This window comes from Halobacillus naozhouensis (assembly GCF_029714185.1).
Taxonomy (GTDB): Bacteria; Bacillota; Bacilli; order Bacillales; family Halobacillaceae; genus Halobacillus_A; species Halobacillus_A naozhouensis.
On the sequence record NZ_CP121671.1, the window covers coordinates 264,580 to 288,717 of the forward strand.

Genomic DNA, 24,138 nt, shown 5'->3' on the forward strand with positions numbered 1-24,138 from the left:
TTAACAAGCCGTTTTTTTCGAGCGGTTATGATTTTCGTGGGTGGTTTTATTGCTCTAATTGTATCATTGGGGTTTTCAGTGGCCCTGGGTGTAACCGATATCAAGCTTGCTACAGTTTGGCAAGCTGTCGTTGCCTTTGATCCAGATCTGACTAACCATCAAGTGATTAGAGAGTTGAGGCTGCCCAGGGCAATTGCTGCTGCTCTTATCGGGGGATTCCTGGCTGTTTCAGGGGCTGTGATGCAAGGTCTCACTAGAAACCCGCTTGCCTCTCCATCAATCATGGGAGTTACTCACGGGGCTGCTTTTGCTTTAATCATTGCGCTTGTCTTTTTTCCAACTGTCAGTAATCTTGGCATGACCTTAGCCTCTTTTGTTGGAGCTGGAGTAGGGGTTGTTCTCGTGTTTGCCGTGGGGTCCTTTTCGAAGGGTGGACTTACTCCGGTTAAGCTGGCGCTTGCTGGTGTAGCGGTAGGCGGTATGCTTAGTTCACTTTCCACAGCTATTTCTCTGCATTTCCAAGTGGCAAAGCAAATGAGCTTCTGGTATGCAGGAGATCTATCCAGTACGAGTTGGACATCTGTGCAGTTATTATTAGCAGCTGGGGCTGTTGGGCTACTATTGGCTGTAATCATATCCCGAGCAGTGACAATTCTGAGTTTAGGGGAAGAGGTCTCAAAAGGGCTGGGGCAAAACACGCTCGTAGTTAAGACACTTGGTGTTATCGTCGTGCTGGTCTTGACGGGGGCGGCTGTTTCAGTAGCAGGAACTGTTGGATTTCTTGGACTGGTTATTCCTCATATTACTCGATTTCTCGTCGGAACAGATTATCGTTTAATTATTCCGGTATCAGCTGTGCTTGGAGGCTTGCTGCTCGTACTAGCTGATATCGGTGCTCGACTGGTTAATGCTCCGTATGAAACACCGGTTGGGGCCATTACGGCTTGTATTGGTGTGCCGTTCTTTCTATATCTGGCCCGCGGGGAAAGGAGCGGGTTATGATGAAACAACTTTCATTACAAAACAGGAGCCGGTTTTGGTGGACGGTGGGCAGCTTGCTCGTACTCATTGCGGTTATGCTGCTAGTCAGTTTAAATACTGGTGTTGTCCAAATTGCCCCGGTGGATGTTATGCGGACATTGTTTGGTTTCGGGAATGAAAGACAGGAACTGGTGTTATTTGACTTCAGGCTGCCAACAATAGTTCTGGCATTATTGGTTGGTGCCGGGTTTGCCATCTCCGGTGCAATTTTACAGGGAGTCACTCAAAACGAATTGGCAGACCCCGGGATATTAGGAATTAACACGGGAGCGGGATTAGCTGTTGTCGTGTACATATTCTTTTTTCAAAGTTCAATGGCCGGTATTAGTGGATTTGGTGTTTATATTCTTCCGATATTTGCCTTGATTGGCGCGTTTGCAGCAGCCGTGCTTGTGTATCTTTTAGCATGGAAAAAAGGAGTTAACCCTGTTAGGTTGATTCTCGTTGGAATCGGAGTCAACGCAGGATTTAGTGCAGCTTTAATTATTTTTCAAATAAAAATGAACCCGCAAGATTTTACGCAGGCTTTAGTCTGGCTGTCGGGAGACATTTGGGGCTCTAGCTGGAGTTTCGTAATCGCTCTCTTTCCATGGATTATAGGATTGATCGTTTACAGCATGTATAAATCGCCTGTCATTAATATATTAAATTTGGGGGATCAGATGGCGGTAGGACTGGGAGCGAGAGTTGAACGGGAACGCCGGCTGCTTCTTTTGCTGGCTGTAGCCATTGCAGGTTTATGTGTAGCGGCAGCCGGAGGGATTGCGTTTCTCGGTCTTATTGCACCACATATTGCCCGAAGGATAGTTGGCCCCAAGCATCAGCAGCTGCTCCCGGTCACTGCTCTGCTGGGCGCACTCATATTACTTGTGGCTGACACGATCGGAAAAAATATTATTGCCCCTGCTGAAATTCCGGTTGGTATTGTAGTCACCATTGTTAGCACACCTTATTTTCTTTATTTGCTCATGAAAACGAAATAAAAGGAGACTGAACGAATGAGTGAACTTTATGATGTAACGATAATTGGCGGAGGAACGACAGGGCTCTATACAGCATTCTATAGTGGCATGCGTGATTTGAAAACGAAGGTCATTGAATATCAGCCGGATCTTGGCGGCAAGGTTTCCTTTTTTTACCCCGAGAAAAAGATCTATGATGTCGGGGGATTCCCTGGAGTACTTGGAGATGATCTGGTAGCAGATGTAAAAGAACAAGCCCTAAGTGTTCAACCGACCATTGTAATGGGGGAAAAGATCAAAGCCCTCGAAAAGCAGGAAGATGGAACATTTGTGTTGACCTCCCATTCCGGTGAAAAGCATTTTTCTAAAACGGTGATCGTGGCATCAGGGTTAGGAACTTACGATCTGCGTCCTCTAGATGTGGAAGGAAGTCATTATTATGGAGGTCAGCATATTCATTATACGATTCAGAACCTTATGCAGTACACAGGTCAAAAAGCTGTCGTGATTTCAGAGAATCGGGTGGGGCTAGATTGGGCTCTGGCCCTGGAAAACGTGGCCTCGGAAGTTCATCTCATTAATCGGGGGGCGGAATTTAAAGCTGTCTATGGAAATGATTTAGAAAAGCTAGAGCATTCTAATGTCCATGTTCATATGGAAGCGAGAGTGGAAAAGCTGGAAGGTACAGAAACTGCACTGGAAAGAATCATCCTCGACAATGGGGAACAAATTCAGACGGATCACCTGCTCGTATACGAAGGACTACAAATTGATAAGAGTTTGTATGACCAGTGGGGATTAGTGACAGAAAAGGGACGAATTCCTGTAGGTACCGATATGGCTACATCACTTGAAGGGGTGTTTGTGGCAGGGGATGCAGCTGTTTATCCGAGTAAAACAATGTTGATTGCTTCAGGTTTTAATGAGGCCATGGCAGCTGTGAATAGTGCCAAATCATTTATTGATCCAAAGGCGAAATCGCAGGTATATAGTACGGTTATTTATAAACACGTGGAATAGCGGGGTCTCTCTCAATTCCCTTCTATAAAATTAAGGCTAAGTTAGGTAATGTTAATCTATATCTATTTAGCTAGAGAGGGGAATGAGGCAATGAATCATGTATTAATGAAGCAGTTTGAGTTTCATGTTTGGGCTTATGAAAAAACATTCAGGCATTTAGAGAGTCTGCCTGATCACGTTTTCGAAAAGAAAATGCAAAATGTCTTTCCTTCCTTAGCGAAAGTGTTTGGACATGTATATGTCGTGGATAATCTTTGGCTGGGGGCCATTGCAGGGAAAAGTTTCCATGAAGTTCGCCGCTCTATAGGGCAATGGACAGAGGAAACTGAGGGAAGAAGTATCGTTGGTATGGAGGAGTTGTTTGGCCATCTTGCCCACCAGTACAGAAACTTTCTCCATGACAAACACGAAGGTGAGGTAATAAAGGTTGTTCACCCTGAATTTGGAAATTTGACCGCTTCTTATTTTGATCTTATTCAACATGTCGTAAAATCATGGTACATATCATCGGGGAAATATTACGTCCATGTTGCGCCAGTTAGGTTATGAAGGTGTGTCGACAGATTATATATTTTATTTGTATGCCTCAGCAGAAGCATAACCTTTATAGGAAGATGGTATGGTAAAATACACATAAAAAGGGGGATTCCGGGTGGATCGGTGCCCTTTTTTTATGTGTATAATTACCAGTAAGATCACAATTAGTGTGCGAAATGTGGTCATGACTAATATATAATCGTGTACAACGTCCTTGTACAGGATTAAGTTGGTCTGACTACACCAGTTTCGATATAAGAGCGGACGAGCTGCCATTCATTATCTATCAACTTAAATGTATTGAAGTATAGATGAGGGGCTGCCTCTTCTCCTTTAATAATCGGAGAAAGATAGAAGCTGGCCAGCCATTCGTCTTCCTTTAATTTTGTTAAGAATGGTCCGTATATTTCCACTCCATATCCATAGATGCAAAATGATCGAACGCTTGCTCCCAACCCATAATTGACTCTTTATAGGAGTAATCCATAACTTCGCCTTCCCTCACCTCTCTTACTATGAGGTTTTTAGAAGTTACCTTTTTTAAGTATGAAAGATCGTGTTGACTTATCCTGGTTTTAAACTGTTCATAGAATTCTTTGAAAGTTAACTGTTCCACGTATAGTCACCCCTGATTTTCAGTAAGTTATTCTATACTTTACCATATAGTAAGAAACAGTTTGGTTGTTTTGAGCAAGATAAATTAATACTTTATTTCAGTTCGGAACATATTTAATTTCAAATCCTTAGATAACTTCTTAATAAGAGCTCCTCCAGCTGTGCTGTTTCCCTTTTTGTCAATTGCCGGACCAACAACACCGATTCCCATCCGGCCCGGCACAGCTCCAATAATACTTCCAGAGACGCCGCTCTTACACGGGAAACCGGCCTCAACGGCGTATTGGCCGGAAGAATTATACATTCCTGAGGTCATCATGATGGCTTTCACGGTTCGCAAGTGATGGGGAGGAATCAGCTTCTCATCTCCTCCAGGAGCTATTCCGCCCCGGGCCAGAAAAAGGCCTGCTCTTGCGAAATCATCGCAACACATCATGACAGCGTTTATCCGAAAGTAAAGATCAAGAGCTTCCTCTACATCTGTAATGAGGGCTCCAGTACTTTGCATGAAATAGGCTAAGGAACGATTACGCGCTCCATTAGCGATCTCAGCCTGATACACCTTCTCATCCATTTCCAGGGTTGGATTATTGGTCAGGTCTCTCAAAAAGTGCAAATAGCGTTCAAAGCGGTTATCGTTATTGCCGCCTTTTATCAATGAACAAACAGCAATCGCTCCAGCATTCACCATAGGATTAAAAGGTTTAATGTCATCATGAGACTCAAGGGCGCTAATGGAATTAAACATCTCTCCAGTTGGTTCCATACCTACCGCTTGAAAGACTCGTTCCTTGCCGAAATCCTGCAGGGCAAGCATCAGAGCAATGATTTTGGATGTGCTTTGCATAGGAACTTTATGGGAAGAGTCACCGGCTGTATAATGATTCTGTTCACTCGTAATGATAGATACCCCTAATTTATCTCTTAACGTCTCGTCAAAGTTAGGAAGCTCCGTATTCACGCGTCCATTTACGGCATAAGGTTTGCTGTCTTCGATTACTTTATTCAAATATTCGTTTGATAGTTGGTTCATATGAAAACTCCTTAGTTGGATGGATGGTAGTAATATATACCCAATATTGGCAGAGCTAATTCTTTTTAAGTTCTCCTGATTTGGTTTGACAATTCATAGATTTGGTATATGATTTAGTTAAATAATTTTTACTGTATAAAAGGAGTTAACCGATGAAGGATATACAATTGCTCACCACCCATGAACAGCTCAAAACATTAAGTGATCCTTTTCGTTCTCAATTACTGCTTCGCCTCATGGAGAAGCCAATGACAGGACAACAACTATCTGAGGTGTTTGAGTTATCAAGAGCTCGAATTCATTACCATCTAAAAGAACTTGAGAAACATGAACTGGTCCATATCGCAAAAAAGGAAGAAAAGAACGGAATTGTACAGAAATTTTACCAATCGGTCTCACGCGGCTTTGTGGCAGATCGCTCATTACTGCCTCATCCAGAGGAAATGAGTGAGTCTGTTCGCCAGATGATGATTAATATGCTAGAGCGCTCTCAAAAGCGAGTGTTAAGTGCACCGGAGGAAGCGTTACATGAGGAGACTGGTTCTCAGGATCCTACTGAGTGGAAGTACTTATCGGCAGCATTTGAATTCAAAGCGACGGAGGCTGACTTCAAAGCCTGGCAGAAAAAATACTTTGCATTGATGGAGGAGTTAAGTGATATGCAGAAGCAGAATCCATCGGCAGATGCTAAAACGTATTATTTTCATTCATTAGGGATTCAAGTAGATGAACCATTATTTAATAGGCAAAAGTCTGAAGGTGAAAGCTGACTCAGGCTTTTCTTTTTTACGTTACAGTAAAATTATTTTTACTGAATTATTTATTTTACCTAAGGGGTGGTTAAGGTGGAGGAGCAACAAACAGCGGAGGAGTTGAAGAAGTCAGGACGTGCGTTTTTTAAAACCAAATCATTTTTTATGTTATGGATAGCTTCCTTATGTTCCAGTCTAAGCATGTCAATATTTATGTTTGTGCAGTCGTGGTATGTAGTGCAAGGATTAGGGTTAGAGGCTGCTTTAGGCATTGTACTTATCTCTTTGTCCGTTCCAAGAATCATATTTATGTTGGCGGGGGGCGTGCTTTCAGATCGAAAGGATCAAGCAAGAATTATGTTCTGGTCAGATTTATCGAGAGCTTTCCTTGCTTGCCTGCTGGCCATCTTATTTGTATTTGCCCATCCACTCCCCATTTGGGTGCTGATAATCAATGCAATAGGGTTTGGAATACTGGGTGGGATCTTTGAGCCCGCGCGAGACTCCATTATACCCACTGTCGTTGAACCGGATATGCTTACTCGGGCAAATTCAGTTCTTCAGGGAACCATGCAGATTGCCCTTTTTGCAGGGCCTTTGTTTGCTGGCGTCATTCTAGGTATAGCTGGTTATGGAATATTATTTTTACTTATCGGTGGTTTATTGGTGATTGGATCATTATGTGTTGTATTAGTAAATAGTGATAAAGGAAGAACGGAAGTTACAGAACAACTAGATGATTGGTTGGGATTCTGGGTTCAGTTAAAAGAAGGAATCATGTATTTGTGGTGTTCAAAATTGCTTAGGGCATTGTTTATTATAGCGATTGTTGTAAATTTCTTTATGTCAGGACCATTGTTCATAGGTTTGCCGATTTTCGTTGAAGGAGTCCTCGAGGGTAGTGCTCTTGATTACAGTTATGTGCAAGGAGGATTAACATTTGGGATGATTCTAGGTTCGATCATCATGGGGATCATTAACATTCGTAGAAAACGAGGCTCCTATGCTTTGATTCTGATGGCAGCCCAGGGAATTATTATTATACTTTTTAGTCAATCCAACACGATTTGGTTAGCAGTAGGGATTATTATCTTCATCGGTCTGTTGAATCCTGCGATTAATATTCCACTAATCTCCATGATTCAGGAGTACACTGATCCAGGCAAAATGGGTCGTGTGATGAGTCTGATCCGCATGGCATCCTTTGGACTAATGCCGCTATCCTATGCCATGGTATCTTTCCTGCTCGGCCAGGGAGTTTCCATTAGAGCGATTCTTTTTTGGAGTGCCCTTCCGTTAATAATTAGCGTGATTGTTCTATTCGCCTGTTTCCCAGTCCTTCGAAAAGCAAATTAAGCAGGAAGACCAGGTATTCCTTACATTGGGTTACATACCAATAAGTGTATGACCTGGTCTCCCATTTATTTGCATCAATAAATTTTTAAAATTTCTTTGCTTTGATCATCCATTCATCGATTGAGAATGCATCAATCTTTTCTCCTTGTTCCTGAACAGCGAAGTACAATTTTACATCGGCATCCGCATTCCTCAAATAGTTGGTTACCTGTTTTTTATCTTTTTCATCTTCAAGAGTGCGATCCAGCCAATCCGTAAATGGTAGCTTTTTTTTGCGTTGAAGTTGATCTTCAAGCTGAAATCCATTTTCCCGAAATAATTTCTCCCATTCAGAAACTTTTAATGCTCTAACATGGCTAGGGTCTCTCATTTTCTCAAGCGTATTATAGAAATGATCCAGTTCATCGTTCTCTGGGGCTGTATTATCAATCATAAGGAAATATCCGCCTTTTTTTACTACACGCTGAGCTTCTGTAATAAATCGTTTCGGATAAGGAAAATGGTGTGGTGCAATTCTGCATGTTACGATATCGAAGCTTGATGGGAGAAAAGGCAGCTCCTCTGCATCGGCGATTACATAGTGGATATTATCAAATGATGACAAGTGAGAAGCCGTGTTCTCCAGCATTTTTTTAGTTAAATCAGTAGCAAATACCGTCTTCACATAGGGGCTTAATTGACGAGCGACATGGCCGCCGCCTGTTGCAATATCTAACGCTGACCATGCAGGATCCGGTTCAAGCCATTCGGTGATTAAACTCAAATCTGACTGGTTGTTATGAACCTTGCTTTGCACATAAGCTTCATTATTCTTGGCAAAAGTCTCTTTCACACGATGTTTAGTCTCATCTTTCAATTCGCCACCCGCTTTCAAGAAATGTGATAATTCTATTGTAAGCAATTGAATAGAATAAGGATAATACACAATTCGAATAACGAACGATAACCAAAACCAATCGCTCATGAAATGGAAATGAATGGATGACCTGGTCTGGAAATTGGTAATACGCCTTGCACTTGTCGGAAAAATACCTTATACTTTTCAATGATAATGATTTTCATTATCGTGATAAATATAATTCTCATGTTTACATATATAGGGAGGATTTTTGCATGGCTAAGTTAACAACTGAACATGTAGATATTGCTTATGGTGACCATCAAGTAGTGGAAGATTTAACATTAGATATTCCTGAAAATAAAATCACATCCATTATCGGACCAAACGGATGTGGTAAATCGACCATTCTGAAGTCCCTTGCAAGGATCCAATCTGTAAATAGTGGCTTTGTATATTTAGATGGCAAGGCTATAAAGAAAGAGTCATCGAAGCAAATAGCAAAAAAAATGGGCGTATTGCCTCAGTCCCCTGAAGCGCCTAATGGGCTGACCGTTGCGGAACTAGTTTCTTACGGAAGGTTTCCCCACCAGAATGGTTTTGGCAAACTAACCAAACATGACCTTGAAATCATCCAGTGGGCGATTCAAATTACTGGAGTTTCTGATTTCGAAAACCGTCCCATTGACTCCTTATCTGGAGGACAGCGTCAACGAGTCTGGATAGCGATGGCATTAGCACAGGAGACGGAAATACTGATTCTGGATGAGCCAACTACCTATTTAGACCTTGCCCATCAACTTGAGGTCCTCCAATTGCTTGAACGATTAAATAAAGAGGAAGGGCGGACGATTGTGATGGTCATTCACGATTTAAATCAAGCCGCCAGATTTGCTGATTATATCGTAGCCATCCATCAGGGGGAGATCGTCAAAGAAGGTACCCCTGAAGAGGTTATTGAGAAAAACGTGCTTCGAAACGTATTTCATATTGATGCAGAGGTCGTTACTGACCCAAGAACACAAAAACCAGTCTGTCTCACTTACGATTTAGTACCCGAGCAGTCGCACAGCCATACAGAAGATAAAGTCGTTGCATTTATGTAAAAGAGAGAAGCCCCTGGACCTATACTAAAGTTCAGGGGCTTCTTTCTCTTTTCATATACTCGTACAAGGGAGGGACGAGCTGTTGCAAGAATTCCGGGAATTTGCTGTCAGAGGATATGTGATAGATAGGATGTTGGAGTTGTTCTGGGAGCAGCCCTCAATGGGTTTATTAAATCGTTAGTTTCAGAATGTACTGTTACCAACCTATTGGGGTGATTCTAACGAAGGTGAACTTTGAAAATCTCTATATTAACCTTACTGGGGAAACGTTTGCATCATTAGCTAAGGCGAAAGCTGTTGGTACAGCTACGGTTAATTATGGGGTAATTATTAATGCGTTCATTCACTCCTCGTAGTCAGATAAATCAATCGATGGAGAAAACTGAACAAGAGTACAATGGGTTCCTTGAAAAAAGATTACCCGTATTACTGTTTTGCCAATCGTTTGTAAGAGAATAAAACTAGCTGGTACGGTCTTCAATTTTCTTTGAGTGTTCTTCGGCTAACCAATTAATAAATTGTAATTCTTCTTTTTTCAGTGATCTTTCAAGTTTAGATTCAAATTCTTTAATCAAATATTGATAATAAGTTTCCTGATTCACAATTGGGTCACCTCTCAGATGTTAGGGTTTAATAGTGCTTCGTGCTTACCTTAACATAAAACATTCATAAATAGTGTACCTTTATTAATTGTTTATTCCAAAGTTTAGAGTATGGTAAAAACCCCCGGCTCAGGTCATCCAATTATTGGATGACCTGAGCCGGGGGTTTTTGGTTATTAAGCTACCAAATTTCATCCTCGGTTTCTGATCGTTTGCTCACTCTAACTTCCTCTTTGTATAGCAGAAGAAAAGGAATGAACATAAGCCAAATAATATATATGAATAAGAAAAATTTCGCAAACCCTTCTAATAAAAAAAACACCGAAATGAAGAATGCTGCAAGTAATAATAATGGGCTAGTATAGATCAGGACTTGAATCATGAAATCCCTCCTCACATTCTCTCCTCATATCCTTTCCTTACTGGTATAAATTATTACCTTAGGGTGAAAGATAAATACAACTAATTATGTGCAATTTATACGTCGAAATAAATAGAAGACAGTCTGGTGTAGAAGAAGGAGTTTTCTAATGTTTAACTGGATGAAGAAAAAGAAGGGGAAAAAAGGCGACGGAAGCACTCAAAAAGAGATGCTCAAAAATAAGCAACAAGAACAATCCTTTCAAGACTTATTTGATTTGGCGAAAGACTCTAAGGACTTTATCGTTTATCATCATACGGGGCGGACTAAATGTGTTCTCTCTTATTATAAGACTCTAAGTGGCTCTAAATTTCTCAATGACTCCATTCTGCCTCCCTTAAAAAAACATACGCTGTTAACGTTAGAAGATATAAAAGAAAAAGTGCCTGTCGAGAACGCCTATATTTCCAAAGATTTGAAAAAGATTAAAGAAAATATTACTCAGGGCTTTGTCATAATTAGATTGAATGAAATGGATGAAGAAGTTCTCCTGATTCCTGCTACTAAAAATGAGGGACGATCCATTAGTATTCCGGAAGTAGAGTATAGTGTGGTGGGTCCGAAGGAAGCATTCGTGGAAAACCTGGATCAGAATATGAATCTTATTCGTAAACGATTGCCAATCCCCGAGTTAACGATGAGGGAAGTAACGGTTGGCAACCTAACCAAAACACGGATAGCGGTTGTGTACGTCGAGGGGATTGCCAATAAAGAAAATATTAATACCGTCCTACAGCGCTTAGACGATATTCAATATGATCAGATTATTGATAGTTCATTTATTACTCAAATGGTTTCGGATAACTCAAACTCTCCATTCCCACAATTATTAGATACCGAACGTCCAGATCGTGTAGTTGGGACGCTTGTAGAAGGAAAGGTTGGCATCGTGGTAGACGGATCGCCGCATGCTCTGACCGCACCGACTACCATTACTGAATTCTTTTCATCTTCAGATGACTACTTTTTACCATGGCATTTAGCAACAGCTTTCCGTTTGATCCGGTTATTTGCCATCTTCTTTTCCGTTTTAAGTACGCCCTTATATGTAGCGATATTAACGTATCATCATGAAATGATTCCGCAGGAGCTTTTAGCTACGATTAGCTCCTCAAGAGCCGATATTCCTTTCCCGCCCATTCTTGAGGTAATCATCCTGGAGTTAACAATTGAATTATTAAGGGAAGCTGGAGCGCGTCTCCCAAGTAAAATCGGCCAAACCATCGGTATTGTTGGGGGTATCGTTATTGGGACAGCTGCAGTTGAGGCAGGTCTTACCAGTAACGTGCTACTAATTACCGTCGCATTAGCAGCGCTGGCATCCTTTACAACCCCGGTCTATCAAATTGGTAATACGGTCCGCCTTGTTCGTTTTCCCTTTATTATTGGAGCACAAATGTGGGGATTAGTTGGAGTTTCTATGTGTATGGGATTCTTTCTTGGTCATCTGATGAATTTGCAGTCGATCGGAAGACCCTTTTTCGCTCCATTGTATCCGCTCAGGTTCCATGACTTGAAGGATGCATTTGTTCGATTGCCATTTAACAAGCAAAAGAAACGACCTATGCAAATGCGCCCGGTCCATTCAGCCCGATTTAACCCGGAATTGGTTAAGGGAAAGAGGGATATTGATGAATAAACACTCGCGTCCTATCGAAGGTCTCTCAATCCCTGAATATCTCATGATTACACCAACGTATGTCTTTTTTTTAATAAATGCGATGCAAGTTGGAGTAGGGATTCTGGGGTTTGAAACGTACATTGCTAGATATGCTGGTTTTGATGCATGGATTTCGATACTAATAAGTGGTGTATGCATTCATGTCCTGGTATGGATGATTTACCATATCCTTCAGGATAGTAAAGGAGATATCGTTTCAGTTCATAGAAATATTTTCGGTAAATATTTTGGCGGATTTTTAAGTATGCTCCTAAGCCTCTATTTTCTCATGCTAACCTTAACAGTTCTAAGATCATTTATAGAGGTTATTGAAGTTTGGATTTTCCCTGAATTGCAGCTTTGGCTCTTTACGTTTGTTTTTGTGATGATTGTCTACTACTTCGTGGCAAGTGGTTTCCGTGTCGTCACCGGTGTATGTTTAATCAGTGTAGTATTGGGACTCCCGATTTTATTGTTAAAATTCTTCCCGATTATGGAAGGAGATGTGATGAATCTTTATCCCGTTGTTGATCATAGTATCGGGGAAATTCTCGGTGGAACGAAACAGAGCGTCCTTAGCTTTCTCGGGTTTGAACTATTACTGGTTTTCTATCCATTTATAAAAAATCCGCACGCATCTAAAAGTTGGGCACACTTCGCTGTGTTTTTCACGGTTTCGATTTACCTAATAACAGCCATTACGTCGTTTATTTATTTTAGTGAGGGCCAACTTCAATATGTTATATGGGGAACCATCACTCTTTGGAAGATCGTCGAGTTTCCATTTATTGAACGATTTGAATATATTGGTATCGCCATGTGGTTTTATGTTGTTTTACCCAACATAGCATTAGCCTTATGGTCCGCAAGCCGTATTCCAAAACGCGTGTTAAAGATAAAACAAAAATATGTGCTGGCCCTCTTTAGTATTACTCTTGTCGTAGTATGTAGTTTATTTACGGACCGTCAGGCTATTGACACGCTTAACAGTATTACCAGCCGAATCGGGTTTTATATTTTGTTGTACATTCCGATATTATTCGTTCTGTCGAAAATCATGGTTAAAGTGAGGAATCGAGATGAAATATAAGTGGTTATGTCCATCAATCATTGCCTGCTTAATGTTACTTACGAGCTGTATGCCTAACGTGAGTGTGGAAGATGCAGCTATTGTCCAAATAGCCGGGTATGATTTTGTCGATAAGGACCAAATTAAAGGGACTTTTGCTGTTGCTCAGTATACTAAAAGTGAGCAGAAAACGTCTGCTAATGAAGTATATTTATCGACTACGGCAAATACCGTTAAAAATATCCATGCTAAGTTGCAGAGACAATCATCGAGACCGATATCCACAGGGAAATTGACCATCGCTTTATATGATAAGGAACTCGCTAAGGATGGTATGTCCAAGTTTATTGACTCGTTAAGCCGTGACCCCAGGATCGGGAGAGACATTCTACTTGCGATTGTAGATGGAAGCACGGAAGAAATGGTCAAAATGAAATATGAGCAAAATAATACAACGGCAAGCTATATGAAGGGGATGATCGAACACAACATGTATAGCAATTTCCCGAATACCAATCTGCATAATTACTTACATGCCTATTTCGGGCAGGGGATTGATGGTTTCCTTCCTTATCTGGAAAAGATAAAGGATCATATAAAGCTTAAGGGGATTGCATTTTTAAAAGACGGCCGTTTAGCCCACACAATTCCTTATTCAAAAAGCTTATTCTTTAAAATGATGAAGGAAGAAGTAAGGGAGGGAGTGCAAGAAATGAACTTCCAAGGGGAGGGAGTCATGATGGAAAGTATCAGTTCAGATGTGGAGATTCATATTAAGGGAGAGACCGAAAATCCTGAATTTCTAGTTAAACTTAATGTGAGAGGGATTGTCAACGAAGTTTCCAATCTGTCCCATTCATCAACTCCTCCACTCGTTGAAAAAATAGAAAAGGAGTTTACGAAATTTTTCAACGAGCAATGTACCGCTTTAGTTCATGAGTTTCAGGAACAAAATATTGACCCAATTGGTTTTGGAAATGCGTTAAAAAACCGAAGAAGAAATGTCGACATGAAAAAGTGGCAGGAGCAATACCCTGAAGTACCTATTGAGGTGGAAATACAATTAGAAATTACCGAAACAGGAATATCTACTTAAGCAAAGGTGGACACAATTCACAAAGGATTGTGTGCGTTTCTTATGAAAGTCTTTAAAGAGACATTTCCCGGGAAATAACGTCGGACTTTACCAAATTTCGAAAAAAACCGCTGCTTCTTCTAGCAGCGGTTGATTACTGTTTAGCAATATTTGTTATAAGCAGTTGTTAAATTGCTGACTATCTCTTCAACATCATGATCTTCAATTTCTTCCCTAGGTATGAAATGAAGAACTTGGCCATCCTTCAAAAGTGCCATGGATGGTGAAGAAGGTTCATAGCCTTCCAAATAATCGCGCATGCGACTTGTTGCTTCCCGATCCTGTCCAGCAAAAACGGTTACCAGGTGCTCCGGTTTCTTCTCATTTGCAAGCGACTCTCTGGCGGAAGGGCGCGCTAACCCGGCTGCACATCCACACACAGAGTTAATAACAACAAGTGATGTTCCGTCTGTTGCACTGATGAACTCATCGACAGATTCTGGGGTCGTTAACTCAGAAAAGCCAGAATTGGTTAACTCGTCTCTCATAGGTTGAGATATTTCCTTCATATATGCTTCATATGGGTTCATTTAAAAAACCTCCAATTATTTTTGTTTTGTAGCTTGAGTCATTTGATGCCATACGGAACCTTTAGCTTCTTTGCCTCCTTCAATTCGTTCAATGGCCATATTGATCTGCATTCGAACTTCAAATTCAGGATCATTGGCAGCCTCCTTCAGAGCAGGAAGAGAGGATTCATCCCCGAGCTCATATAAGAACATGGCTGCTCGCCACCTTACTAAGCGGTTAGGGTCAGCCAATGAATCAACCATTTCGGGTATTGCTTCTTTTAACCCCAAGTCAGATAAGCAGTCTCCAGCTGTTCTTCTCACTGTTACGGTCTTATCCTTTAAGGCTTTGTAAAGGTAAGGAAGAACTTCTGGTTCTTCGATCATACCTAGATAAGCAGTTGCTAAGCGTCTAATGGATGCTTTCCCATCGCTTAGTGCTTTATCTAATACAGGTAAATCCTCTATTGTCGGATCCATCCGGTCAAGGGCAGCATAGCGGACCTTCCAGTCAGGATCATCCAGTGTATCCAGAGACACCTTCTGGCCTTCTACAGGCTCTGATTTACTCGGGTTTTCCTCAAAAGCCAGGGTAACTAACCTCTTTAATCGCTCTGCATCGTAACTGGCTGTAAGTTCCTCCTTAACTTGTTCTCCAATATCCATCGGATCACCGTAACGCGGACTTTGTTCCACCCATTTTCGTTCCATAATCATATTAGGGGAAGCTGGAGAAGCCTCCATTGCTGCTTCCATAAACATCTCAGGCAGGCCAACCCGTTTTTCTTCGTCACCGTTCTCCAGCTTTACTTGCATGGGGATTCCACGAAACATTTGGATAAACACTTTTACTTCGCCAAAAGAATCATCAAAGGTTTGCTCATCCTTTTGACTTGTCCCATCTAATTCTTTCTCTGAGCCAAAAACGGCACGAACTTCTGGCAATATAGCCTCCCAGCTTACTTTAGGGTGTCTTTCTAACGCGATAAAATCAGCCACATGATACAAACCTTTAACTCCTTCAATCTCAAAGAGCTGTGGGATGAAGGAAGGAGCACTATCGAAATTGTCACCTTGCTTATAGTTCCGAGTATCGCCGCTTGGCAACTCTTCATTTAGATTGATTTTCATCGAGTTAGGGCTGGGTGTCGGTTCGATCGACACGATCTTCATAGCATAATCCCCTCCATACATTCTTTATGCTAATTTTATCAAAGAAGTATAACTACTTCCATTGAAAGGCACATGGGGTTATTGGAAAAAATAGGTTGATATTCATTTTACAAGGGTGTTATATTACACGGGTAGAGGAATAAAATGGAATGAAGGGGGCGAGCAGATGGGGGAGCTTTCTCGAGAACAGCGTGAAAAAGGATTTCGTAAAGAATTAAAAGAGTTAAGAGAGAAGCATTACATAACCAGCGAAGAGTACAATCGGGTATTTGATGCGCACGAACAACATGTGAAGAGTCAGTACGTCGAACCTGAACCAGCGGATGAACAGATGGAAGTACCGGAAAGTGTTATTTCACAACCGAAAGCACTAAAAGAAAAGTCAGTAAAACCGGCTAAGCCCAAAAAAGTAAAGACAAAAGAGCAAGTGCGTGAAAGGAATATCACTTGGTCTTTAATTCTTGGTGTCGTTCTTTTACTGATTAGCGGACTGGTTGTAGCGACTAGTCAGTGGGAGCAAATGGGGGCAGCGATGAAGGTATTCTCCATTTCATTTGTTTCCCTGTTCTTCTTGGGTTTAAGCTATGTTACCAGAAAGTATTTACGAATTGAACAAACTGCTTTTGCTTTTCTGACACTTGGGAGCCTGCTCGTGCCCATTGTGATCCTCGCAATTGGCTATTTTGAGCTGCTAGGAGATTATTTATCCCTTAGTGGTCAAGGTCGCTATATTTTAGGAATATTGGGAGCGGCTATTCCATTGCCTCTTTATATTAAAAATGCTTTCAATCATCAATCACGATTATTCGTATGGATTTCTTTTATTTTTCTCTCCCTTACAGTCGGTTTTACCCTTGGGGCGTTAAAACTCCCTGTCGATGCTTTTTACCTCCTGTTAATGCTGTTCAATGCTATTTTATTATTCCTCTATCATCGGTTTGAGAAAAAGAAGATATGGAAGTTGTTTATAAAGGAAATGCCGTTATACGCCCAGGTCAATCTGATTTTGTCCACATTGCTGATGCTTACACTGTTTGAGAATGAATTATTGTACAGCTTCAATCTTTTTCTAACGGCAGGACTTTACATGGCTATGGTTTTCGTATATAGAACAAAAGAGTATCAATTTGTTTTTTCAGTACTATTTGCATATGGAGTGTATCAACTCGTAGAGCATTCCCCGTTGCAGGCCGTTGATTATGTGATCTATGCCTCTGCAGGCATGCTTTACCTTGGATTTGCCTACGCTGGACGACATCATGCGTTTATGAAGCAGGCTTTTACGTACACGAGTGGAGTTATCTCTTTTTTCGCCTTTATTTATGTGAGTTATGAAGGAATTCTCCTGCATGCAGAAAAAGGGTCAGTACTGCTTTTGTCAGCCTACCTGATTGTGGCATTGAATTATGGAGTGCTTGCTTATTTTACTAGAGAACAGGTTTTTGAGTATCTCACACCAGTGTTTATATTTGCAGCCGCCTGGCAGCTATGGATGGTAACTGAGCCGGACTGGCTGAATATAGAGATGTTTTTGTTTGTAGTGGCAAGTGTTATGCTGCTTTACCTTGGTTTATGGACGAAGCTTAAATGGCTCCAGCCAATTAAAGATAGCAGCTTTTATGAGTCTGCCGTGATCATGGTCCTTTGTATTGGCTTTGGAGCTCAAACGAATGAATATGGTGCAACGGCTGTTATGTTGTTCCTATTCGGTGTATGTGCATATTTATCATTTAATAAATCAACAGTTAAAGAAGTATTGGATCTCGCGGAATGGGCTTTTCCAGTGAGCTGGCTTTTAGCCCTTGTTATGTTTTATTTTCTTATGGCTAATCATATTACCGGTATAAGGGATGTTTATGGGGAAGCTGCTCATTTAGCATTTAGCGGATTGGTATTATTGGCCGTGAGCGCTGGATTGAGAAAGGTTAAAGAAGAGAAATTATCAACGTCCACGTTTTATATCAGTCAATCTACGTATGCTCTGTCTATCTTCTTTTTACTGAATGGCCCAGTCGTAGAACCAGACTGGCTGCGCTCATTGATTTTGATGGCAGGGATCGGGGTATTTACGTGGCTTGTTCTACGCTCAGCCGTTGCTCAGCTCTGGGTAGTCGTTTCATTAACGGTATTGGCTTTTTATGTATCGCTTGTTCCATTGATGTCATTACAAGGACTCCCTGAGGTATTACTGTTTCTCATTGGTGCTCCTGTGCTGCTTATTGGAATCGGTTATGTTGGTGCTAGAAAATGGCCTGAAATGAACTCCTACTTCTTTTGGGTCGCTCACGGATCTATGGTTGTGCTAATTTGTATTATTTTGCTTGAACAGACCATTTCTATGAGGTTAACACCCTATATCTTACTCGTTCCGATAGCAGTTTATCTCTATAGCAGTTTAATCAACAGACAGGAATGGAAAGTGAAATTGTTCCTATATGCCAGTTTCTCAATCTTGTTCTTCCTGATCGGTTATACGGGCCTTTATTATGATTTATTTAAAGACATTTCGGTAAAATATACGTTCATGATTACAAGTATCATCCTTTCCCTAGTTTGGTATGGTACACCTGAGGTATGGAAAAGGCGGATAGAATGGTATGTTATCCCGTTTTCCGTTGTAGGATTGTTTAATATAATTTATCAGACGAATCAGCTTCACATCATAGAACTGGTCCCTATACTTGCGTACGTAGTGCTAATCTGTTTTTTTACATGGATTCGAAAATGGTCAGTTGTTACAATCCTCCCTCTCCTTGGCACCATGTCTATGTGGGGGGGGTATCGTGATGTAATAGATACTCCCGTGCTGCTCTCCTTATTAGTGCTAAGTTTTGCTTTGCTCATGGGAATAGGGAAGTTCCTGTATAGTCGCCTCATTGTTAAAAAAGGAAAAACAATAGTAGTAGATAGCTTTACATGGGTAGCTTTCCTTTACATTCCCTATTACACTATGTTTTTGGATAGAGACTTGACGATTTGGCTTCAGGTGCTGCCTTGCTTCCTGCTAAGTATTTGGCTCATTTTGAACCGTTTCAGGTGGAAGTCTCGAATGGTCTCGTCTGTATTTGAGACGTTAGGTATGTTCAGCATTTATCCCGCCTACCTGCTTATTATGGAGGAGTATCGTCACTTATGGACAGATTTAATACACGCTGAACTTCAAGTACTTCCGCTAATCGGAGTGTTAGTATTCCTGCGTCAGCACACATGGCCGGGCTATAAAAAGGTAATGAATCATGTTCAGCTTGGCTTACTGTTGGGGATCTCCGCGTTTTTAGTAGTAGATGCTATATGGAGTCACACCATCTGGGATGCGTGGATCATTGGCAGTCTCTCTTTGATTTCCCTGATTGTTGGTATGCAGCTAAGAATTAAATCTTACTTTTTTGTGGGGGCAGGGGTGCTGATTTTTAACGTGATCTACCAAACACGCCCGTATTGGGGAAATCTACCTTGGTGGGTTTATCTTCTTCTCTCCGGACTTCTGTTAATAGGGATTGCCAGTTACAATGAGTGGCAAAAACAAAAAGACCATAAACCCCTGGAGGAAATGGTGAAACGAATCTTTTCTGCTTTTAAGAAATGGAACTAGAAGCGGGTGCGACAATATATTCCATGAAAGTTACAAGATCTGTGAAACATAATCCATACTTATTCGTAGAATAGGGGGATATGGAAAGAAAGGGAGGGGATTTAAGTTATGTCGGAACCCGTAATGCAATTAAAGAATCTAAAGAAAACGATAAGTGGTAAACCGATTATTAAAGGTTTGGACTTTGAGATTTATAGTGGTGAGGTATTTGGTTTCCTTGGACCAAACGGTGCTGGGAAAACGACTACCATTCGAATGATGGTTGGTCTTATGAGCATGACAGCTGGAGATGTGATCATCAAAGGTCAGAGCGTTAAAACCGATTTTAAAAACGCTGTGCGCCATGTAGGGGGTATTGTAGAGAATCCCGAGATGTACCCATTTATGACAGGGTGGAAGAATCTTGTTCATTACTCACGGATGATGCCAGGCATCAGTAAGGAAAGAATACATGAAGTTGTGCGTCTCGTAGGACTTGAAAAAAGGATTAAAGATAAAGTATCCAAATATTCGTTAGGAATGAGGCAGCGACTTGGGATTGCCCAGGCTCTTTTACACAATCCTTCCATTCTCATACTTGATGAACCCACTAATGGACTAGATCCTTCAGGAATTCGTGAGATTCGTTCTTACATAAGAAGACTTGCAGCTGAAGAAGGAGTAGCAGTTATTGTCTCAAGCCACATTTTATCTGAAATGGAAATGATGTGTGACCGAATTGGTATTATTAAAAATGGAGATCTTGTTTCCATTCAGTCTGTGGATGATGCTTTACAACAGTCGGAACAAAAGGAAGTAGCACTTGAGGCACATCCTATGGAGAAGGCTTTTGAAATCCTGCAGCAAATTTTAGAAGGGCCTGTCACTCAGCATAAAGATGAGTTGGTATTTTCAATCAGGAAGACGGAGATTCCGAATGTCATCCAGAAACTTGTCGAACAAAATATTGATATCTACAGTGTGAACGTGAACCGTTCTACCTTGGAAGATAAATTTCTAGACTTGATCGGAGAGGGAAGCATTGAGTAACTTTATCCAGCTAGTTAAGAATGAACAAATGAAGACTTATTCCCAGATAGCTACATGGGTGATGTATATCGTTTTAGCAATCTTTATTATTGGATTCGGTGTTGTTATGAAAGTTGATCAAACAATGACCGACGATCAGCAAGCCTCAGGAGACAACTGGAAGCAAGAACTGAAAGCTGAAAATGAACAGCTCCAGAAGGAAGCCGCGGAACAGGAATTTGTTGCACCCATAAACGAAAAGCAAATCACTATGAATGAATACCGGATCGAAAATAATGTAGAGCCGGACGGATATGATGTTTGGAATTTTGTTCAGGACAATAGGGCGAATATTTCCATAATCAGTCTACTGACGATTATTATAGCAGCGGGAATGATTGCGAATGAATTCAAATGGGGTTCCATTAAATTACTGCTGATCAGACCGATTTCCCGTACGAAAATATTAGCCTCGAAATATGTTTCTGTGCTAGTATTTGCGATGACCATGTTATTATTTTTATATGTACTCTCGTTTCTAACAGGTTCTGTTTTATTTGGCTTTGAAAACTTTATGGAACCTTATTTATACTGGAAAGGGGAGGAAATCCAACAGGCCGCGATTTTCCAGTTTACGTTGTCCCAATATCTATTGAGCTCTGTGAATTTGATTATGATGGCAACTTTCGCATTTATGATTTCTGCTATTTTTAGAAATAGTTCACTTGCAATTGGGATCGCGATTTTCCTAATGATGTCGGGAAATGCGATAGTGGGCTTTTTTAGTAGTAAAGAGTGGGCAAAATTTATTCTGTTTGCTAACACAAATTTGAACCAATTTTTCACAGGGACACCGGTCATATCGGATTTAACCTTAACCTTTTCCGTATCAATACTTGTGGTTTACCTAGTGCTGTTCCTTGGTCTATCCTGGTTTTTCTTCTCCAAGCGGGATATAACGAATGTTTAGTCAGTAAAGGAGTGTAAGTTATATGAAAAGAATTGTAGAAACCGTGTTTGTGGTGATAGGACTGCTTATTTATGGGATTGCAACTGCACTAAGCTTTGTTTTTCTCAATATCCAGGATAATGAAGGATGGAGAGCAGAGATGCAGAGTATGTTGAATCAAGATCCAAACTTTGAACAAGCTCAACTCTCTGTTGACCAAATAATGCAGGGTGTAGCATCTGTAGTCTGGGTCATTATCATTTCTGCTTTATTGGCAATTATTCTGGGGATTTTGGCTATTGTTTACCTTAAAGGAAATAAAAAGCCGAAAGCGGCCGGGATTATCCTGATCATAACAGGGGTCGTTACAACAGTTGGAACACTCGGATTTGGACTGTTCGGCGGACTTGCTTTTCTGATTGCGGGAATTGTTGCTTTAGTCAGGAAAACGAAGCAGCCAATTGAAGGAGAAAGCTCTTCCGCAAGTTATTAATTAATTCATAAGGAGAAGCATGGGCAGCTGCCCATGCTTTTTTTGCGGAAAAAACAGACTTCTCATATGTGCGGACCTTCGTATTGTAAGAAGAACAAATATGATATTCATTCATAAAAATGAATATTTGGAGAACAAGCTCACTAACTCCAATAATTATGTAAATATTTAAAAAACGGATTGACAGTAGGTAATTTAACTATTATGATAGGGTCTAATCATTCAATTAAATAGTGATATCTTCTTATCAAGAGAGGCGGAGGGACTGACCCTGTGAAGTCTCGGCAACCAGCGTTTGCATGGTGCCAAATTCAGTGGATTGCATCCGAAGATAAGAAGGTCGTGTAAGACGGATGTTTAATCGTCTACTATATACGCCCTTTCTTGCTTCGTGAAGCAGGAGAGGGCTTTTTAATTGAATGAAAAAGGCAAAAGGTGCTGCAACACCTTCTGCCTTTGCTGATCATTCAAGTCCTACCCGCCTAAGGGAAATACGGACATCTATGACCATTATTATTAATGTATCATGGTCGTATTGTGTCCGTCTACTTATGAAAGGAGACGGTTTAATTATGGGAAATTTAAAATTTGCTTATTGGGTTCCGAATGTAAGTGGAGGGTTAGTGGTATCAAAGCTGCCCCAGCAAACGGATTGGAGTTTTGAAGCGAATAAGAGATATGCACAAATCGCTGAGGATTCGAACTATGATTTAGCATTATTACAAACAAGGTTTTTTGCAAGCTATGGAGCAGAATACCAGCTCGAAGCAATCACGTTAGCTTCAGCATTGGCAGCCGTTACAGATCGCCTGCAGCTGATTTCGGCGGTTCATCCCGGGCTATGGCATCCGGCCGTGTATGCCAAAATGCTGTCGACGCTGGATCAGATTAGTGGGGGGAGAGCCGCTGTTAACGTAGTGAGTGGCTGGTTTAAACAAGAATTTACTGGTTTCGGCGAACCTTGGCTCGAGCATGATGAACGATACCGCCGTTCTGAGGAGTTTATTCGAGTACTTCGTGAATTTTGGACAAAAGAAAAAGCTGCATTCAGCGGCGATTTTTACAAAATAAATGATGCGCCATCTAAACCAAAACCTGTTCAGGGAGGTAATCTTCCTATTTTCCAAGGAGGGAATTCTACAGCGGCCAAACAGATGGCAGCACGTGTATCAGATTATTACTTTATGAATGGTAATACACTCGAAGGGTTCCAAAAACAAATTAATGAGGTGCGTGAGCTGGCACAGCAAGAGGGGCGCGAGGTGAAATTTGCAGCTCATGGTTTCGCGATTGTGAGGGATTCTGAAGAGGAAGCATATCAACAGTTAAACGATATCGTTCACGCTGCAGATGATGAGGCAGTCGAAGGGTTTAAGCAGTCTGTAAAAGAAGCCGGTCAATCCACACAGGACAGGCAAGGCATGTGGGCTAATTCCAGCTATAAAGATCTTGTTCAATATAATGACGGATTCAAGACTGGCTTGATTGGTACAGCCGAACAGGTAGCAAATCAAATTATCGAGTTAAAAAAAATAGGTGTCGATTTGATTCTAACTGCACACTTTCATTATGAACAGGATCTTGAGCGCTTCGGGAAGGAGGTAATTCCGCTTGTAAAAGAGAAGGAAGCAAAGCTTAAAGCTGAAGGAGTTCTGGCATGAAGGTGTTAGGCCTGTCAGGAAGTGTAACGTTAAGCTCGAAGACGTGGATTTCAGTTAAACGAGCTATTGAAGCGGCTAAGAAAGCTATGCCTGAGGCTGAAGCAAAGCTTGTGCATCTCGGTGAGTACGATACTACGTTATGTGATGGACGTGATCCGTCGTTATATGAAGATGATACAAAAGCACTAATAGACTTAATTGTTGAAGCTGACGCATTGATCATTGGGACGCCTGTCTATCGAGCTTCATTGACCGGGGCTTTGAAGAATGTCTTTGACTTAATTCCGAATGATTCGTTAAGAGGCAAGGCTATTGGTTTCATTGCGACAGGAGGCAGTTATCACCACTATTTAGTGATCGATCACCAATTGAACCCACTCGCTAATTACTTCCGAGCACATGTTATACCAGGAGGAGTGTACGTTCATAATGGTCATTTCAGTGAAGGAGAACTGGTGGATGAAGATGTTCAAAGCCGTTTACGTAAATTGGGCGAGGCAGCTGTCCAGTTAACGGATCACCTTCAAAATAAGGATTTTGAGATTCAACAGCCATCGATCCCCAGGCGAAAACTGCATCAAACATAAAAAAGAAGTGCTGGCATTG

General features: G+C 41.2%; 24 protein-coding genes and 1 riboswitch. Of the genes, 18 read left to right on the forward strand and 6 right to left on the reverse strand.

Annotated features, from left to right (window positions below):
- Positions 1-27 precede the first annotated feature (27 nt).
- The 5 genes from P9989_RS01540 to P9989_RS21615 all read left to right on the forward strand — a co-directional run bounded on the left by P9989_RS01540 (position 28) and on the right by P9989_RS21615 (position 3,624).
- A complete protein-coding gene (locus P9989_RS01540; RefSeq protein ID WP_283078804.1) occupies positions 28-1,002 on the forward strand; it encodes a FecCD family ABC transporter permease in 975 nt (324 codons plus the stop codon).
- The gene (locus P9989_RS01545) at positions 1,002-2,024 is read left to right on the forward strand and encodes a FecCD family ABC transporter permease (RefSeq protein WP_283078805.1); all 1,023 of its coding nucleotides are present in this window, start codon (positions 1,002-1,004) and stop codon (positions 2,022-2,024) included. The genes P9989_RS01540 and P9989_RS01545 overlap by 1 nt, the downstream gene beginning before the upstream one ends.
- 15 nt (positions 2,025-2,039) lie before the next feature.
- Positions 2,040-3,023 carry an NAD(P)/FAD-dependent oxidoreductase gene (locus P9989_RS01550; protein ID WP_283077089.1) on the forward strand — a complete coding sequence of 328 codons (984 nt, stop codon included), beginning with the start codon at positions 2,040-2,042 and terminating at the stop codon, positions 3,021-3,023.
- A gap of 90 nt (positions 3,024-3,113) precedes the next feature.
- Positions 3,114-3,572, forward strand: a complete 459-nt coding sequence (locus tag P9989_RS01555) for a DinB family protein (RefSeq protein ID WP_283077090.1) — start codon at positions 3,114-3,116, stop codon at positions 3,570-3,572.
- Positions 3,550-3,624 (forward strand): hypothetical protein, encoded by a 75-nt coding sequence (locus P9989_RS21615; protein ID WP_390305510.1) that lies wholly within the window; start codon positions 3,550-3,552, stop codon positions 3,622-3,624. Before P9989_RS01555 ends, P9989_RS21615 begins: the two co-directional genes overlap by 23 nt.
- Before the next feature lie 160 nt (positions 3,625-3,784).
- Here the strand turns inward: P9989_RS21615 and P9989_RS01560 are convergent, their stop codons facing one another.
- Both P9989_RS01560 and glsA read right to left on the reverse strand, forming a co-directional pair.
- Positions 3,785-4,015 (reverse strand): hypothetical protein, encoded by a 231-nt coding sequence (locus P9989_RS01560; RefSeq protein WP_283077091.1) that lies wholly within the window; start codon positions 4,013-4,015, stop codon positions 3,785-3,787.
- 245 nt (positions 4,016-4,260) lie between these two features.
- Positions 4,261-5,208 carry a glutaminase A gene (gene glsA / locus P9989_RS01565; RefSeq protein WP_283077092.1) on the reverse strand — a complete coding sequence of 316 codons (948 nt, stop codon included), beginning with the start codon at positions 5,206-5,208 and terminating at the stop codon, positions 4,261-4,263.
- A 152-nt stretch (positions 5,209-5,360) separates the two neighbouring features.
- Here glsA and P9989_RS01570 point away from each other — a divergent pair, with 152 nt between their 5' ends.
- Both P9989_RS01570 and P9989_RS01575 read left to right on the forward strand, forming a co-directional pair.
- Positions 5,361-5,978 carry a winged helix-turn-helix domain-containing protein gene (locus P9989_RS01570; RefSeq protein WP_283077093.1) on the forward strand — a complete coding sequence of 206 codons (618 nt, stop codon included), beginning with the start codon at positions 5,361-5,363 and terminating at the stop codon, positions 5,976-5,978.
- Positions 5,979-6,053: 75 nt separating this feature from the next.
- The gene (locus P9989_RS01575; protein ID WP_283077094.1) at positions 6,054-7,316 is read left to right on the forward strand and encodes an MFS transporter; all 1,263 of its coding nucleotides are present in this window, start codon (positions 6,054-6,056) and stop codon (positions 7,314-7,316) included.
- An 85-nt stretch (positions 7,317-7,401) separates the two neighbouring features.
- Here P9989_RS01575 and P9989_RS01580 read toward each other — a convergent pair whose 3' ends face one another.
- A complete protein-coding gene (locus P9989_RS01580; RefSeq protein WP_283077095.1) occupies positions 7,402-8,280 on the reverse strand; it encodes a class I SAM-dependent methyltransferase in 879 nt (292 codons plus the stop codon).
- A gap of 149 nt (positions 8,281-8,429) precedes the next feature.
- On the opposite strand from P9989_RS01580, the gene P9989_RS01585 reads away from it, so the two are divergent.
- Positions 8,430-9,260 (forward strand): ABC transporter ATP-binding protein, encoded by an 831-nt coding sequence (locus tag P9989_RS01585; protein ID WP_283077096.1) that lies wholly within the window; start codon positions 8,430-8,432, stop codon positions 9,258-9,260.
- 188 nt (positions 9,261-9,448) lie between these two features.
- Entirely contained in the window at positions 9,449-9,616 is a 168-nt protein-coding gene (locus P9989_RS01590; RefSeq protein WP_283077097.1) for a large conductance mechanosensitive channel protein MscL, read from the forward strand.
- Between the two features lie 105 nt (positions 9,617-9,721).
- Here the strand turns inward: P9989_RS01590 and P9989_RS01595 are convergent, their stop codons facing one another.
- Positions 9,722-9,862, reverse strand: a complete 141-nt coding sequence (locus P9989_RS01595; protein WP_283077098.1) for a hypothetical protein — start codon at positions 9,860-9,862, stop codon at positions 9,722-9,724.
- 530 nt (positions 9,863-10,392) lie between these two features.
- Between P9989_RS01595 and P9989_RS01600 the strand changes: the two genes are divergently transcribed.
- Genes P9989_RS01600 through P9989_RS01610 form a run of 3 tightly spaced genes read left to right on the forward strand, consistent with a single transcriptional unit; the run spans position 10,393 to position 14,108 of the window.
- Positions 10,393-11,922, forward strand: a complete 1,530-nt coding sequence (locus P9989_RS01600) for a spore germination protein (RefSeq protein WP_283077099.1) — start codon at positions 10,393-10,395, stop codon at positions 11,920-11,922.
- A complete protein-coding gene (locus P9989_RS01605) occupies positions 11,915-13,033 on the forward strand; it encodes a GerAB/ArcD/ProY family transporter (RefSeq protein WP_283077100.1) in 1,119 nt (372 codons plus the stop codon). The genes P9989_RS01600 and P9989_RS01605 overlap by 8 nt, the downstream gene beginning before the upstream one ends.
- A complete protein-coding gene (locus tag P9989_RS01610; protein WP_283077101.1) occupies positions 13,023-14,108 on the forward strand; it encodes a Ger(x)C family spore germination protein in 1,086 nt (361 codons plus the stop codon). The genes P9989_RS01605 and P9989_RS01610 overlap by 11 nt, the downstream gene beginning before the upstream one ends.
- Before the next feature lie 140 nt (positions 14,109-14,248).
- Here the strand turns inward: P9989_RS01610 and P9989_RS01615 are convergent, their stop codons facing one another.
- On the reverse strand, positions 14,249-14,677 hold the full coding sequence (locus P9989_RS01615) for a BrxA/BrxB family bacilliredoxin (RefSeq protein ID WP_283077102.1): 429 nt from the start codon (positions 14,675-14,677) through the stop codon (positions 14,249-14,251).
- 15 nt (positions 14,678-14,692) lie between these two features.
- A complete protein-coding gene (locus P9989_RS01620; RefSeq protein WP_283077103.1) occupies positions 14,693-15,829 on the reverse strand; it encodes a conserved virulence factor C family protein in 1,137 nt (378 codons plus the stop codon).
- Positions 15,830-15,995: 166 nt separating this feature from the next.
- Here P9989_RS01620 and P9989_RS01625 point away from each other — a divergent pair, with 166 nt between their 5' ends.
- The 6 genes from P9989_RS01625 to P9989_RS01650 all read left to right on the forward strand — a co-directional run bounded on the left by P9989_RS01625 (position 15,996) and on the right by P9989_RS01650 (position 24,119).
- Positions 15,996-19,421 carry a hypothetical protein gene (locus P9989_RS01625; RefSeq protein ID WP_283077104.1) on the forward strand — a complete coding sequence of 1,142 codons (3,426 nt, stop codon included), beginning with the start codon at positions 15,996-15,998 and terminating at the stop codon, positions 19,419-19,421.
- Between the two features lie 108 nt (positions 19,422-19,529).
- Positions 19,530-20,450: an ABC transporter ATP-binding protein gene (locus tag P9989_RS01630; RefSeq protein WP_283077105.1), complete on the forward strand. Its 921-nt coding sequence runs from the start codon at positions 19,530-19,532 to the stop codon at positions 20,448-20,450.
- Positions 20,443-21,399: an ABC transporter permease gene (locus tag P9989_RS01635; protein WP_283077106.1), complete on the forward strand. Its 957-nt coding sequence runs from the start codon at positions 20,443-20,445 to the stop codon at positions 21,397-21,399. Before P9989_RS01630 ends, P9989_RS01635 begins: the two co-directional genes overlap by 8 nt.
- 22 nt (positions 21,400-21,421) lie before the next feature.
- Positions 21,422-21,871, forward strand: a complete 450-nt coding sequence (locus P9989_RS01640; RefSeq protein WP_283077107.1) for a DUF4064 domain-containing protein — start codon at positions 21,422-21,424, stop codon at positions 21,869-21,871.
- Between the two features lie 241 nt (positions 21,872-22,112).
- Positions 22,113-22,209: riboswitch (SAM riboswitch) on the forward strand.
- 234 nt (positions 22,210-22,443) lie between these two features.
- Complete coding sequence (gene sfnG / locus P9989_RS01645; protein WP_283078806.1) at positions 22,444-23,532, forward strand: dimethylsulfone monooxygenase SfnG; 1,089 nt, start codon at positions 22,444-22,446, stop codon at positions 23,530-23,532.
- The gene (locus P9989_RS01650; protein WP_283077108.1) at positions 23,529-24,119 is read left to right on the forward strand and encodes an NADPH-dependent FMN reductase; all 591 of its coding nucleotides are present in this window, start codon (positions 23,529-23,531) and stop codon (positions 24,117-24,119) included. The genes sfnG and P9989_RS01650 overlap by 4 nt, the downstream gene beginning before the upstream one ends.
- Positions 24,120-24,138: the final 19 nt, after the last annotated feature.

What these genes read in the sequence shown, in the direction of transcription:
- P9989_RS01620 (WP_283077103.1), bottom strand. Translation starts at nt 15,829, where the DNA reads ATGAAGATCGTGTCGATCGAACCGACACCCAGCCCTAACTCGATGAAA.
- P9989_RS01555 (WP_283077090.1), top strand. Translation starts at nt 3,114, where the DNA reads ATGAATCATGTATTAATGAAGCAGTTTGAGTTTCATGTTTGGGCTTAT.
- P9989_RS01580 (WP_283077095.1), bottom strand. Translation starts at nt 8,280, where the DNA reads ATGAGCGATTGGTTTTGGTTATCGTTCGTTATTCGAATTGTGTATTAT.
- P9989_RS01610 (WP_283077101.1), top strand. Translation starts at nt 13,023, where the DNA reads ATGAAATATAAGTGGTTATGTCCATCAATCATTGCCTGCTTAATGTTA.
- sfnG (WP_283078806.1), top strand. Translation starts at nt 22,444, where the DNA reads ATGGGAAATTTAAAATTTGCTTATTGGGTTCCGAATGTAAGTGGAGGG.
- P9989_RS01615 (WP_283077102.1), bottom strand. Translation starts at nt 14,677, where the DNA reads ATGAACCCATATGAAGCATATATGAAGGAAATATCTCAACCTATGAGA.
- P9989_RS01540 (WP_283078804.1), top strand. Translation starts at nt 28, where the DNA reads ATGATTTTCGTGGGTGGTTTTATTGCTCTAATTGTATCATTGGGGTTT.
- glsA (WP_283077092.1), bottom strand. Translation starts at nt 5,208, where the DNA reads ATGAACCAACTATCAAACGAATATTTGAATAAAGTAATCGAAGACAGC.
- P9989_RS01550 (WP_283077089.1), top strand. Translation starts at nt 2,040, where the DNA reads ATGAGTGAACTTTATGATGTAACGATAATTGGCGGAGGAACGACAGGG.
- P9989_RS01650 (WP_283077108.1), top strand. Translation starts at nt 23,529, where the DNA reads ATGAAGGTGTTAGGCCTGTCAGGAAGTGTAACGTTAAGCTCGAAGACG.
- P9989_RS01605 (WP_283077100.1), top strand. Translation starts at nt 11,915, where the DNA reads ATGAATAAACACTCGCGTCCTATCGAAGGTCTCTCAATCCCTGAATAT.
- P9989_RS01640 (WP_283077107.1), top strand. Translation starts at nt 21,422, where the DNA reads ATGAAAAGAATTGTAGAAACCGTGTTTGTGGTGATAGGACTGCTTATT.
- P9989_RS01625 (WP_283077104.1), top strand. Translation starts at nt 15,996, where the DNA reads ATGGGGGAGCTTTCTCGAGAACAGCGTGAAAAAGGATTTCGTAAAGAA.
- P9989_RS01570 (WP_283077093.1), top strand. Translation starts at nt 5,361, where the DNA reads ATGAAGGATATACAATTGCTCACCACCCATGAACAGCTCAAAACATTA.
- P9989_RS01600 (WP_283077099.1), top strand. Translation starts at nt 10,393, where the DNA reads ATGTTTAACTGGATGAAGAAAAAGAAGGGGAAAAAAGGCGACGGAAGC.
- P9989_RS01585 (WP_283077096.1), top strand. Translation starts at nt 8,430, where the DNA reads ATGGCTAAGTTAACAACTGAACATGTAGATATTGCTTATGGTGACCAT.
- P9989_RS01545 (WP_283078805.1), top strand. Translation starts at nt 1,002, where the DNA reads ATGAAACAACTTTCATTACAAAACAGGAGCCGGTTTTGGTGGACGGTG.
- P9989_RS01630 (WP_283077105.1), top strand. Translation starts at nt 19,530, where the DNA reads ATGTCGGAACCCGTAATGCAATTAAAGAATCTAAAGAAAACGATAAGT.
- P9989_RS01590 (WP_283077097.1), top strand. Translation starts at nt 9,449, where the DNA reads ATGTACTGTTACCAACCTATTGGGGTGATTCTAACGAAGGTGAACTTT.